This window comes from Ideonella paludis (genome assembly GCF_018069865.1).
Lineage (GTDB): Bacteria > Pseudomonadota > Gammaproteobacteria > Burkholderiales > Burkholderiaceae_C > Ideonella > Ideonella paludis.
The window spans coordinates 178,751-192,041 of record NZ_JAGQDG010000009.1 but is presented as its reverse complement, the minus strand read 5'-3'; the positions used below and the strand labels follow the sequence as shown (position 1 = coordinate 192,041).

General features: G+C 65.2%; 10 protein-coding genes. All 10 read right to left on the bottom strand.

Annotation, left to right across the window (positions count from 1 at the left end; translation table 11 throughout):
- Window positions 1-38: 38 nt before the first annotated feature.
- Window positions 39-626: a metal-independent carbonic anhydrase family protein gene (locus KAK11_RS20605; protein ID WP_246499185.1), complete on the bottom strand. Its 588-nt coding sequence runs from the start codon at window positions 624-626 to the stop codon at window positions 39-41.
- A gap of 173 nt (window positions 627-799) precedes the next feature.
- Window positions 800-1,507, bottom strand: a complete 708-nt coding sequence (locus KAK11_RS20600; protein WP_210811400.1) for a response regulator transcription factor — start codon at window positions 1,505-1,507, stop codon at window positions 800-802.
- Window positions 1,504-3,108 carry a sensor histidine kinase gene (locus tag KAK11_RS20595; RefSeq protein ID WP_210811399.1) on the bottom strand — a complete coding sequence of 535 codons (1,605 nt, stop codon included), beginning with the start codon at window positions 3,106-3,108 and terminating at the stop codon, window positions 1,504-1,506. Before KAK11_RS20595 ends, KAK11_RS20600 begins: the two co-directional genes overlap by 4 nt.
- 127 nt (window positions 3,109-3,235) lie before the next feature.
- Window positions 3,236-4,318 carry a 4-hydroxyphenylpyruvate dioxygenase gene (hppD, locus tag KAK11_RS20590; protein ID WP_210811397.1) on the bottom strand — a complete coding sequence of 361 codons (1,083 nt, stop codon included), beginning with the start codon at window positions 4,316-4,318 and terminating at the stop codon, window positions 3,236-3,238.
- Window positions 4,319-4,559: 241 nt separating this feature from the next.
- Window positions 4,560-5,081, bottom strand: a complete 522-nt coding sequence (locus KAK11_RS20585; protein WP_210811395.1) for a gamma carbonic anhydrase family protein — start codon at window positions 5,079-5,081, stop codon at window positions 4,560-4,562.
- 28 nt (window positions 5,082-5,109) lie between these two features.
- Window positions 5,110-5,772, bottom strand: a complete 663-nt coding sequence (locus tag KAK11_RS20580; RefSeq protein WP_210811394.1) for a response regulator — start codon at window positions 5,770-5,772, stop codon at window positions 5,110-5,112.
- 83 nt (window positions 5,773-5,855) lie between these two features.
- Window positions 5,856-8,804 carry a PAS domain-containing sensor histidine kinase gene (locus tag KAK11_RS20575; protein ID WP_210811392.1) on the bottom strand — a complete coding sequence of 983 codons (2,949 nt, stop codon included), beginning with the start codon at window positions 8,802-8,804 and terminating at the stop codon, window positions 5,856-5,858.
- Between the two features lie 56 nt (window positions 8,805-8,860).
- Window positions 8,861-10,060: an EAL and HDOD domain-containing protein gene (locus KAK11_RS20570; RefSeq protein ID WP_210811391.1), complete on the bottom strand. Its 1,200-nt coding sequence runs from the start codon at window positions 10,058-10,060 to the stop codon at window positions 8,861-8,863.
- Between the two features lie 24 nt (window positions 10,061-10,084).
- The gene (gene flgL / locus KAK11_RS20565) at window positions 10,085-11,284 is read right to left on the bottom strand and encodes a flagellar hook-associated protein FlgL (RefSeq protein ID WP_246499184.1); all 1,200 of its coding nucleotides are present in this window, start codon (window positions 11,282-11,284) and stop codon (window positions 10,085-10,087) included.
- Between the two features lie 32 nt (window positions 11,285-11,316).
- Window positions 11,317-13,275, bottom strand: coding sequence for a flagellar hook-associated protein FlgK (gene flgK / locus KAK11_RS20560; protein WP_246499183.1), 1,959 nt, complete (start codon window positions 13,273-13,275; stop codon window positions 11,317-11,319).
- Window positions 13,276-13,291: the final 16 nt, after the last annotated feature.

Below are 13,291 nucleotides of genomic sequence, written 5' to 3'. Positions count from 1 at the left end.
CCTGTCGTCTTTCCCCAGTTGCGGTGTTTACAGGCGTGTTACTTGGCCGGCTGATAGGGCAGCGAGGAGTGGTGCAGCACGATGCGCAACTGGCCCTTGTCGTCTTTCTTGAAGCCCCAGGTCTTGTCCACCACCGTGACCTTGCCGGCCTTGTCGGTCAGGATCACATGGCCTTGAGTCAGGGCCAAGTCGCCATTGATGAACACACCAGCGTTCTTGAATTCATATTTCTTCCAGCCCTTCAGCGCAAAGCCGCTGTCGCTGGGGAAGGTCTTGTCGTCACCCACAAAGTAGGCCAATGCACCAGCACGGGTGGTGCGGAAGGTCTGCTCGCCGTGGGTCAAGGTGGGCTTGAACAGCACCACGCCCATGTTGTAGCCATAGGCACCGTCCAGCACGGCACCGGCAGTGGCCTTGGCCTTGGTGATGCCGCCGGCTGCATAGTCGTCGCTGATCTGGATCAGGGCCTTGCCCCAGCCTTCCTGGGCGGCGCGCACGTCGGCCTCGGTGATGTTGGTGTTGACCACCGTTGGCTGGAAGGCCAGGGCTGCGCCCGAGAGTGCCAGCAAGGCAGCGCCCAGGGCGCCACGGCGGGCGGAAGTGGTCAAGGTCATCGCACGGGTCATGGAATTCTCCGGTCAGTTCAAAAGCGGGTGGACTGGCTGACGGCGCCCCAACGACGCCGGTGTGATTCAGCACATTCACAGTCTCGCTGCCCCGGATGACAGGCCACAGACGCTTCAGATGAACGTTAATGACGCCTCAGATGACGGGAAGATGACAACACCGCGTGGCAGGCTCACGGCTGGGCATCGAGCCGATAACCCAGGCCGCGCACCGTGTGGATCAAGGCTTGGGGATGTCCGTCGTCAATCTTGGCGCGCAGCCGGCGGATGTAGACATCAACGACATTCGTCAGCGGGTCTTCATGGGCGCCCCAGACATTGGCCAAGATGCGCTCGCGGCTGAAGAGGCGGCCCGGTGCACTCATCAGCAATTCCAGCAGCGCCATCTCGCGGGCCGTCAGGTCCAGCGGCTGGCCGGCCCGGCTCACGCGCATGGTGTCGCGGTCCAGGCAGAGGTCGGCCACTTGCAGCACGGTGGGGCTGGCTTGGGCCAGCTCTCGCCCGCGTCGGCCCAAGGCTTCAATGCGGGCCAGCAGTTCCTCAAAGGCAAAGGGCTTGACCAAATAGTCGTCGGCGCCCAGCTTCAGGCCGCTGACTCGGTCTTCCACTGTGCCCAGGGCGGTCAGCATCAAGATCGGCAGGGCCACGCCCGAGGCCCGTAGGGTCTGGCAAACCTCCAAGCCGTTCATGCCCGGCAGCATCACGTCCAGCAGCATCACGGTGGGCTGGGCTTGCGGCAGTGGGTCGCGCGCCCAGTCCATGGCCATCTGCAGGCCCTCAGGGCCGGTGCGGGCCACTTGCACCCGGTGGCCTTCGGCGCGCAGGCCACGCTCTAGAAAGTCGGCTACGCGACGGTCGTCTTCAACGATCAGGATGTTCATGCGGCAGTGGCTGCGGTGAGCAGGGGCAAAGAAAGGCGGGCGACGGTGCCGCCTTCGGGGTGAGGCTCCAGATGCAGATGGCCACCGTGCGCCTTGGCCAAGGACTGTGCCAGCGGCAGGCCCAGGCCTGCGCCGTCGGCACGGTGCAAGCGCGCCCGTTCACCCCGGAAGTGCCGCTCAAACAGGCGCGGCAGGTCTTCGGGCTGCAGGCCAATGCCGTGGTCCCGCACCTCCAGCTGCCAGCGGGCTTCAGCTGGAAACTGTTGGGTGCTGATGTGCACCGCGCCGCCGTGATGAGAGTAGCGAATCGCGTTATCTAAGAGCACCATGAATAGCTGTCGCAGCCGAGCCGCATCGCCCAAGGTGCAGAGCCCTTCGGGCAAGGCGTCGTGCATTTCGATTGTGATGTGGCTGGACGCGGCCAAGGCTTGGGCCTGCCGCAGAGCCTCTTGCAGCGGGGCTTGCAGCGGCACCGCTTCGCGGTGAATGCTCAAGGCTTCGGCGTCGCTGCGCGCCATCGTCAGCAAGTCGTCGATGATGCGAGCCAACTGGCTTGAGGTGTCCACAATGCGCCGCAGTGCATCTTGATACTCGGCGACCGGCTTGTCGCGGCCGCGCAGCGCAATCTCGGCCTCGCCCCGGATGGCGGTGGTGGGGGTGCGCAGCTCATGGCTGATGTCGGCAAACAAGCGGCGCCGCGAGGCATCGACGGTTTGCAAGGCTTTCAGCGCTTCCTGCAGCTCAGCAGTGCGGGTTTGAACCTGGTCTTCCAGGTCTTGCCTTACCTGGGCTTCGCGGGCACGGTGTTGCTGCAGCTCTTCGGCCATCGCATTGACCGTGCGGCCCAGCCCTGCGAACTCGTCGTCGCGCTGATCCGGAATGCGGTGCGCCAGGTCTCCCCGTTGCAGCGCCTGGGCACCGGCGCTCAACTCGTTCAAGGGTTGGCTCAGGGCCCGCGCAAAGTACACGGCGAGAAACACGGCAGCTGCCGCAATCACCAGGGTGGCCGTCAAGGCGCCAGCCGCGACCAAAGCCAGCGAGCGGTCGGCGGCTGCGCGCTCGCGCTCCACGGCTTGCTGCTCGCGGGCAATGGTCTCTGCCAGAAGGCTGCGCAGGTCGCGGCCCTGTGAAGCATCAAACACCCGCGTCAACTCGGCCCAGGCCACGGCAGGGTCGGCATCGGCCGGCAAGGGGCGGGTGCTGGCCAGGGCAGTGCGCAGCTCTTCCACGCTGCGGCGCAGGATGCCCAGTGTCTCCTGACGCTGCGCCAATTCTTGCTGGGCTCGCAGGGGGTCGTCGTCCAGCTCGGCGGCGCGGCGAGCATAGCCCTCCAGCCGCTGCAGCGTGACCACCATGTCCAGTTGGTAGCGGTCACGCAGTTGGCCGTCGGCACCGGCTTGCAGCAGGGCCTGAGAGGTCCAACTGCGCAGCCGTTGCTTGGTGGCGGACAGCTCTAGGTAGGCTTTCAGAAGATCACTGGCCACGCGGCCGCGCTGCACATGGCCGGTGGCCACATCAATGGCCCACCACGCCACCGCGCCCTGCAGCATGAAGGCGAGCGCCAGGATGCCCAGCGCGAAGGAGAGTCTTTGGCGAAACATGGTTTGATTGTCACCTTGGCTGCCGCGCGCAGATGAACGGCAGATGACAAGCCCATGAAGCAAAAAGGCGCCGCCCTGTGAGGGGCAGCGCCTTTGCATGGCGCGTGCAGTGGCAGCGGTGTTGCGATCAGGCAGCCGTGGTTTCGATCACGCCGCGGCGGATCTGGTCGCGCTCCATGGACTCGAACAAGGCCTTGAAGTTGCCTTCACCAAAGCCGTCGTCGCCCTTGCGCTGGATGAACTCAAAGAACACGGGGCCGAGCAAGGTTTGCGAGAAGATTTGCAGCAGCAAACGCGGCTTGCCGCCTTCGGTGGTGCCGTCCAGCAAGATGCCGCGGGTTTGCATCTCTGAGACCCGCTCGCCATGGCCGGGCAGGCGCTCAGAGAGCATCTCGTAGTAGGCCGAGTTGGGCGCGGTCATCAGCGGGATGCCGGCCAAGGCCAGCTTGTCGATGGTGTCGTAGAGGTCGTCGGTCAGCAGGGCGATGTGCTGGATGCCTTCGCCGTTGAACTGCATCAGGAACTCTTCGATCTGGCCCGTGCCCTTGGAGGACTCTTCGTTCAACGGGATGCGGATCATGCCGTCCGGCGCGGTCATGGCCTTGGAAGTCAGGCCGGTGTACTCGCCCTTGATGTCGAAGTAGCGGATCTCGCGGAAGTTGAACAGCTTCTCGTAGAAGGCGCCCCAGTAGTTCATGCGGCCTCGGTAGACGTTGTGCGTCAGGTGGTCCACGATCTTCAGGCCATGGCCGACGGGGTGACGGTCCACCCCTTCGATGAACTCGAAATCGATGTCGTAGATGGACTTGCCGTCTTCGTAGCGGTCGATCAGGTAGAGCGGCGCGCCGCCAATGCCCTTGATGGCGGGCAGGCGCAGCTCCATCGGGCCGGTGGGGATGTCGATGGGCTGAGCGCCCAACTCCAAGGCGCGGTAATAGGCCTTATGGGCGTCTTTGACGCGGAAGGCCATGCCACTGGCCGAGGGGCCGTGCTCGGCGGCAAAGTAGCCGGCATAGCTCTTGGGCTCGTTGTTGACGATGAAATTGATGTGGCCCTGGCGGTAGAGCAGCACATTCTTGGAGCGGTGCTTGGCCACCAAGGTAAAGCCCATCTTCTCGAAGAGTGGCTCCAACTGGCCAGGGATGGGGGACGAAAACTCGACGAACTCAAAACCCATGAGGCCCATGGGATTGTCAAACAGATCAGCCATGACGGGCTCCTGCAAAAACCAAACATTGAACGGGGGTGCCCCGGCAAACGGGGACTTCGGTGCGCGATGACTCAGCGCAGGTTTGGGAGCAGGCCCGGCGGCGAGCAGGGGATGCCGCGCACGCTGCGTGCGAGGTGATCTCCGATCAACAGGGGGCTCAGATCTGACATGGGCGCGATGGTAGTGGAAATCCGGCGCCCGTGGTGTCGGCTTTTGGGGCCGACCACCGAATAAAGCTCGGTCAAAGCCGCTTGAGCTGGGTCTTAAACAGCTGAGCGCGCTGGCGATAGCTGGCGGCACTGGCCTGCAAGCGGGCCACGTCCTCGTCGCTCAGGGTGCGCACCACCTTGGCCGGAGCGCCCAAGATGAGCGAGCGGTCGGGGAAGGTCTTGCCCTCGGTGACCACGGCCCCCGCGCCCACCAGGCAATGCTGGCCGATCACCGCGCCATTGAGCACCACCGCCTGGATGCCAATCAGCGAGCCTTCGCCCACGGTGCAGCCATGCAGCATGGCTTGGTGGCCGATGGTGACATTCGCCGCAATGGTCAATGGGTAGCCCATGTCGGTGTGCATCACCGTGCCCTCCTGGACATTGCTGCCCTCGCCGATGGTGATGCGCTCGTTGTCGCCCCGGATCACGACACCGCTCCAGACAGAGCTGTTGTCGTGCAGAGTGACTTTGCCGATCAAGGTGGCCTCGTCAGCCACATAGGCGGAATCGGCGATCTCAGGGGCGTGTTCGCCCAGTTGGTACAGCGGCATGGCAAAAAAAAGGAGAGATGAAAGAGGCTCAGCCTGCGGCAGGGCGGGCCAGCAGCTCCACAGCGTCCAGCAGCGCGGTGGCCTGCTGGCTGAGGGTGCGGCCGTCGGCGGTGGCCAGGCGTTGCAGGCGCTCCAGCGCCTCAGCGCGGGGCAGGGAATAGCGGTGCATCAACACGCCCACGGCAATCGGCACGGCGTCGGCCAAGGGGTTGCCCGCAGGGCTGGGGGCAAAGGCAGGCACGCTGGTGCCCGCGGCGGCAGGCATGGCGGCGGGCTGGGGCGCCAGGCGTTCTCCCGCTACCGGGCGCACCCGAGGCTGTGCACGCACACTGGAGAGCGCGGCCTCGACAGTGGGGACGATCTGGGCAATGTCCAGCGGCTTGACCAGATAGGCCACGGCGCCCAAGGCTTTGACTTGGTTGACCGTGTCGTCGTCGGCAAAGGCCGAGAGAAACATGAAGGGCGTGCCCAGATACTCGCGCAGATAGGCAGCGACATCAAAGCCCGACTTGCCTTCCATGCGGATGTCCAGCAGGGCTAAATCAGGGCGGTGCTCGCGGGCCAGCAAGATGGCGTCATCACCGTTGTCGGCGTCAATGACCTCATACCCAGCCCGGCTCAGGCCGTGGGTGACCGTGGCCAACACCAGCCGGTCATCGTCCACCACCAGAATCTTGCCCTTGCCACTCATGGGTTCATCACGCTGCGAAGCTGCCTTATGCCGCGATTGTCACTCAAGTGCAAGCGGCTTGTTCGCGAGAAAAACAGCCGGCGCTAGACCGCGACCGCAGGCGGTGACAGGCGTAATCGCGCCACGACATCGTCGCCGTCCGCTTCCAGGGAGATGGCCGCACCTTTTCGGGGCAGCAGGGCGCGCACCAGCCCTAAGCCAGAAATGCCCGATGGGATCTGGCTGATGTGGAAGTCCGGCGCCAAACGGCCGCGGTTGCGCACGCTGATGCAGAGGTCGTTTTGCCCGACCTCTAGGCTGCAGCGGATGTCATGACCGGGGCCTAGCGCAGCCGCCTCGCCGCCGCCGCTGTGCTTGATGGCGTTGGTGAACAGTTCGTTGATGGTCAGGGCGATGGGAATCGAGTCGGCTTCTGTCAGCGCAAAGCGCTGGGGCGAGGGACCGCTGACCTCCAAGCTGATGGTGCGGCCGAACATGCGTTGCACCGAGGTGGCGATGGCCTCGATCACCTTTTGCACCCGCAGCGGCCCCGTCATGCCCACCTGCAGGCCGTGCACTTGAGCAATGGCATGGACATGACCCACGGCCTCGGCAATGGCGGCCGCAGCCTCCGGGTGGCGCTGGGCGTTTTGCTGCAAAAGCCCGGCCACGCCTTGCAAGTTGTTCTTGATGCGGTGATGCACTTCTTTGATCAGCATCTCCCGCTGCGAAATGGCTGCCACCAGGCGGGCTTCATCAGCCGCGCGTTGCTCGGTCACGTCACTGGCTACCAAGAGCAATTGCTCTTCATCGTCGTTACCCGCTTGCAGCGAGACGATGCGCATGTCCCAGACCTCTGCGGCATCGCCGGTGTCAGGGTCGGCCTCACGCTGCAGCTCACGGCGCACCATCTCGTGCGTGGCCATGGCGTGGTGCAGGTCGGCGTTCAGCGCGGCGGCCTCAGGGCCGGTCAACCACAGGGCCGGTGGGCGGGAGAGGATCTCGCTGGCCGGGCGCCGGGCAAAGCCCGTCATGGCCTGGTTGAGCTGCAAGACCTGCTGATTGCTGGCGTCGAACAGGGCGATCGCCAGCGGCGCGGTCTCGATGATGCGTTGCAGGCTGGCGCGGGCCTGGGCAATTTGCGCCTCGGCCTCGCGGCGGCGCTCGATGTCCAACAAGGCGAACGTCAGTTGGCCGGCGCCGCTGTCGCGGCCCGTGACCACGGCATTGCCCACCACCCAAAAATCACGCCCGTCGCGGGCCGTGAGCTTGCACTCAAAGGTCTCGGCCTGGCCTTCTTCCAGCGTGGCCAGCCAGTTGGTGCGGCGCAGCGGGTGCTCGGGGTCATCGGACGCCACCACCGAGATGGGCTGGGCGATGAAGTCAGCCAGCTCGCCGCCAAACATCCGGCGCGCCGAGCGGTTCATCCACTCAATGCCTTGGTCGCCCACGGTGACGATGCCCACCAGCACGGAGTCGAGAATCGCCCGCGTGCGATCGGCCTGCACCAGCAGGGTCTCGCGGGCTCGGCGGCGCTCATCCACACTCACAAACGAGCAGATGGCGCCGGCGCCGGGATCTTGCGGGTCGACCGGGCGCACGCTGACCTGCGCCCAAAAACCGGACCCATCGCGCCGCGTCAGGCGCCGCTCGCCCACGGCTCGGCCGTGCAGAGTCAGGTCGCGCCGCTCATGCGCGCTGTAGTTCAAATAAGCCCGCTCGTCCTCATAAAGCTCGGACAGCGCCAAGCCCTTCAGCGACTCTTGCGGCCGGCCGGTCATCTCGGCAATGGCTTGGTTGGCGCGCTCAATGCGGCCCTCGCGCTGGTAGATGATGCCGACATCAGACAGGCTGAACATCAGCTCGCGTTCGCGCTCCAGGCCTTCCATCTCGGCTTGCTGCGCACGCAAGCGGGTGATGTCGGTCAGCACCGCGACGATCTCGCTGGGGCCGGGGCCGCCTTCAGAGGCGCGGCGCAAGGCCAGAGACACCCACACGGGCTGGGGCCGCTGCGTGCTGATAGGGAGTTGGTACTCGACCTCGCACAAGCCTTGCTGCACCGCGTTCAGCAGGGCTTGGCGGGCTGAAGCGCCCGGTACGCCGGCACGGACCAGCAGGTTGTCAAAGCTTTGGCCGGTCGCACTGCCCGCGGGCAGGCCCAATAGCGACTCAAACCGGCGGTTGCTGCGCAGCACCTCGCTGCCACGCAGATAGGCCATGCCGGCGGGGTTGAGGTCGAGGATGGTGCTCAGCTCACGCAGCAGTTGGGCGTTGCGTTGCCGGCTGCTCTCTTCTTCGCTCACATCCAGCGTTACCACCGTGCAGACCGGTCGGCCGGGGCTGAGTTCGGCAGGCTCGACCCGGCTCATCAGCCAGCGCTGGCCTGTGTCGCGGTGCCGCACGGCGTAGCGCACTTCGACATGCTCGCGCTTGCGCAGGGCCTGCTGCAGGCGTTCATACTCGGGCAGGGAGGCTGGCTCCACCACATCGCGGCCGATAGACATCAGCGCGGTGCTGGGGCCGCCATCGCCCCCCGCGCTGCCGCCGCCGGCGCCGCGTCCGGCCGAGCTGGTGACCCAGCCGCGGGCTGAGTCGTAGGTGGCGACGCCCACACCCGCCGTGCCCATCAGGGCGGTGATCTCAATTTTGGAGAGGTCGCGTGCATCTTCGGCACTCAGATCCTCAATCTGGGCCAGCCAGCGCGGGGGCATGGCTGTGCCGGCGGAGCGCACTCGGATGCGGGCACGCAGGCGCTGGTCTTGGGGGGCTTCGATCCAGCCCTCGCGCTCGCGGGTCAGCCCCACGCCGGGCAGCTCGCCCGGCCAGCCCAAGAGGGCGACCAAGGCCTCACCCAATTCACCGAGGTGGCTGACGCGGCCGGCCAAGCCCAGGAGCGGGGCGTTGCTCTGCCAGATCCGGCCCGTTTTGTCGAACAGCATCAGCGCCTGAGGGCTGATGGCGAACAGCTCGGAGAGCTCGCTGTCCAGGGCTCGGCGCACCGAGCTGCCAGGGCCAGCGGGGCGAGGGGGAAGAACAGGTGGTGGCGTCGTCATGCGGGTGAAGAAGAGGTCACCCGCTGAGTGTACGCGCCGAGTCAGGTCCTAGGCGGCTATTCCTCGCGCATCTGCCATGCCGCGCGCAAGCTGATCAAGACAGCACGGTTGACGTCGCCCGGGGCCAGCATCAGGGTATCGGTCGCTTCTTGGATGTCAAAAGGCGACTCCATCTCCACGGCCACCGCCAGGTCCAGCCAAGGGCGTAGCGGCCCGCTGGCCGAGGCCAAGGCATCTGCCACCCGACCCGGCACCGGCAGGCTTTCCAGCAGCTTGTCGAAGGGTTGGCCCAGCATGCGGTCCAACAAAGAGAACACGCCGCAGATAAAGGCTTCGTTGCGCAGGCCTTCGTCGCCTTGGCTACGGACCAGTTCCTCCATCAGCAGGCCTCGGCGCACCGCCAGGAACATCAGCGGCTTCAACTCCGGATCTTCCACGGCGCCGGTGACCAACAGCGCCAACCAGCGCTTGAGCCGTTTGGTGCCCAGCACCATCAAGGCATGTTGGAAGGAGTTGATCTCGACCGAGAGCCCGAAGGCAGGGGAGTTGATGAAGCGCATCAGCCGATAGGCGAGGGCGGGCGCGCGACGCAGCACGCGCTCCAATTCGTCCGGGTCTTCGTCGCGTTCGATGCGTTGCATCAAGTCCATCACCACGCCCACGCCAGCGGGGATCTCACGCTTGGCCGTGTGTTCGTCGGGAGGGTCTCCGAGCGGCCAGCCCACCACGCCTTGGGCGCCGCGCCGGAAGCTGTCAGCGACTTCAAAGGCGCAGGTGTTGCCGGTCTGCACAAAAGGCAGTTGGCGCGGCGGCGCGTCAGCCAGCACCTGGTCGCCAAGGCGCCGATCATCCGGCCGATCAACGATGGCTTGTGCAAAAGCACCGATCACCGCCGGATCCAGCGGCGTCAAGGGGCGGCCCTTGAGCACCCGGCTGGCGCGCGCCGTGCGATCGGAGGTCCACAGCGGGCGCCACGTGGGATCGCCTGCCAAAAATGCAGGCACCTCCACAAATACATGCCTGGGCAGGGTCTGCTGCACCAAGCCCTTGAGGCTGGCCTCGCTGGTGAGGTTCAGCCACAGCGCGCCAGCTGTCTCCGGCCAAACTTCCTGCAATGCGGCCACCAGCGTGGTGGCATCAGGGCTGTGTTCGGCGTGCAAGGGGTGCAGCGTCAATCGGGTCGCCATGGGGCGGCGTCGGGCGTCAAAGACAGTCCCCGCGCCCAACAGCAGGTGGTCGAATACCGCAGCGGTCATCGCATCGGTCCTTTGTGGGTGTGGTCAGGTTTTGATGTAGTCAAACAAGGACATGCGCTGCATGGACGAATAAGTCTGCAAGGCCGCCTGGTAGCCAGACTGCTTGTTCTGGAAGTCGGAGATGGCCTTGATCATGTCCAGGTCTTCGGCCGCAGAGCGGGTGTTTTCGCTGAACAGCTTCAGGTCTTGTACGCGCACCTCGGCGCCGTCGATGCGGGTGAGCATTTCGCCCGTCATGCTGCGGGCACTCTGCAGGTGGTTGCGTACGGAATCAATGTCGCGCAGGCCGGACTGAATGGTTTGGGTCACCGCGGTATTGCCGCGGTTTGGTGTCTTCAGCTCGGCGATCACTTTGTCCAGTGCTTGGAAGACGGTGAGGTTGGGCTGTGATGGCGCAATCTCGAACGCATCTCCGGCGCTGGGCGTGCCGCTGATGTTGACAGCCATGCCGTCAATCTCAATCGCCTTGGTGGGGTCGAAAGGGGCTTGGAAGACGCCAGTGGCCACGCCATCGCGCAAGATGGAGTACACCTTTTGGCCCGGGGCCAGGTCGGTGAACTCAATGGTGTAGGTTGCCCCTGTCAGCTCTTGCGGGTTGGTGACGCGGCCGGTGTCAATCCAGGCTGTGCCGCTGTTGAGGGGGCGCGTCACGAACACGCCGTTGCCGGTGTTGGCTGACAGCCAGGTCTGGTGGCCGTCCAAGGTCAGCGGCAAAGGCTCTTCAGAGGCTACGCGCACCTCGCCGCCTGTTCCGACATAGCCCACACCGCCCGGCCGGTCGATGAAGGGCGGCTGGCTGGCGCCTTGGCCCGCAAAGATATAGCCGCCCGTTCCGTCAGAGCGGTTGGCCACACCCAGCAGTTGGTTGCGGATGGCGGTGATCTGGTTGGCCACATCGCGGCGCTCGGCGTCGGTGAAGCTGGCGTTGCCGGCGCTGGCCAGCAGCTCACGGGCTTGTTGCAACAGCTCGCCGCCGTCCGCCAAGGCGGCTTCGGTCAAGGTCATGGAGTTGCGGCTGGCGTCCAGTGCGCGCTGCGTGGCGTCGGTGCGCTGCATCAAGGCCCGTGCGCGCTCGGCGCGGGCGGCCGCTGTGGGGTCGTCGCTGGCTTGCATCACGCGCTTGCCATTGGTCAGGCGCTCATTGGCGTCGGTGAGGTCTTGCTGGCGCCGCTGCAGTGAGCTCACCGAGGCGGCAAAGGCGTTAGCGGTGGAGACGCGCATCATGATGTGTGCCCTTCAATCAGTCGTTCGGTCGGTCAGGTGCCCAGTTGCAGCATGGTGTCGAACACGGACTGCGCAACCTGAAGCACCTTGGCAGCCGCTTGATAGGACTGCTGGAACTGAATCAGCCGCGAGGCCTCTTCGTCCAAATTGACGCCGGTCTTGGAGGCCAGCGTCCTGTCTGCCTGCTCCGAGGCGGCAGCGGAGATGTTGGTGGCCAGCTTGGAACTTTGCACACGCACGCCGATGTCGGCCATGGCGGCGGCATAGGCGTCGGTGGCGGTGCGCCCACCAATGGGGCTGCCGTTGCTGTCCAAGGTCATGCCGACGATGCGATCGTCCGCCAGAGACGACATGGCCAAGGCGTTGCCGTTGTTGCTGCCGGGAAAGAGTGTCTTGTCCACGGTGATGCTGTCACCGGTCTTGGGGACTCCGTTGAGCGTCACCGAGAAGCCGTTCAGGCTGATGCCTTCACCCGCGTTCCAGGTGCCGGTCCCGACATTGACCAAGGCGCCCGTGTCTCTGTCGATCAACTCCCAGGTGTAATCGCCTGAGTCAGAGGTGAAGCTGATGTTGGTGATCAGTTGGGTGTCGGGCGTTCCGGTCACCAACAGTTCGCGCAACGAGGCCGTGCCCGTATTGCCCACGCCGAAAGTGGCCGTCACCGGGGACGCAGCCGCCAGCCCTAAAGTGTCGTCCAGGGCGCGCTGCATGCCTTGGGCTGCGCGGCCCACGGGCTGCAGGGTGTAGCGGTCACCGGGCTGCAGGCCCAGACCGCCCACGTCAACGCGCATACCGTCCACCACATCGCCGCTGTTGATGGTTCGCACCAAGCCGTCAGACAGGCGGGTCAGTTGCAAACCACCGGCAGCGTCCAAGCGCAAGTCGTAGTCGCTGGCGGCCAGCTGCGTGGGGTCGGTGACCGTCATGCTGACAGAGGCCAGCAACTGCCCGCTGCCATCGCGGGCGTTGAAGCGTGAGGCCAGTGCCTCCGGGCCACCAAAGCGGAACAGCGCCACGCCAGGGCCCGGGGGCTTGCCCAGGTCCAGGCCGCGAGACTGCGCCTCGTTGACCTTGCCAGCAAAGGCGGCCGCCATCTGCCCCAGCATATTGCGGGCGTCCACCAAATCATGGTTTTGGAAGTTGATCAAGCCCGCCATCGAGCCACCGGCCAGGGTGTCTTCGTTGAGGTCCAACTCCTGCCCTTGTGTGGAGATGACCAGTGCGGCCATGGACGGGTCTGGGTCGCCGTCCTTGACCTTGATCTGCGAGGCCTCGGCCCCCAAGACCAAGCGTTGGCCGCCGGCAATGAAAATGCCCACGGTGCCGTCGCTGGCGGGCAGGGTGGTGACCTGCAAGAAGCCGCTCAGCTCTTTGATCAGAGAGTCGCGTTGGTCCAGCAAGTCATTGGGCAATTGGTTCAGCCCGGCATAGCCCGCGATCTCATCATTCAGGTCGGCGATGCGCGCGGCCAGTGAGTTGACGCTGATGGCCGAGGACTCCAGGTCGGCCACCACGCCCCGCTGCAGGATGTCGATGCGGTTGGCCGCCCCGGCGAAGCGGTCGGCCACATCGGCGGCACGGGCCAGCACGACTTGTCGTGCGGAGTTGTCAGATGGCGAGTTCGCCAGGTCGGTCATGGAGGCGAAGAAGTCGCCCATGGCATAGCCCAGGCCTTGCTCGCCCGGCGGGAAGACGTCTTCGAGTTGCACCAATTGCTGCTGACGCGCCTCGTCCATCTTGGCCATGGAGGTGGCCACTGCGGCCTGCATGGTCAGAAAGCGGTCATGGGCGCGGCGCACATTGACCACGTCCACGCCTTTGCCGTAGAAGCCCGCACCACTGAACTGCCCTTTGGAGGTGGCGACTTCGGTTTCTTGGCGCGAATATCCCGCGACATTCGCGTTAGCGATATTGTGCGAGGTGGATTGCAATGAGGCGGTGCTGGCGAACATCGCCCGCATGCCGATACTCATCAAGGCGGAGCTGGACATGGTGCTCTCCTGCGTC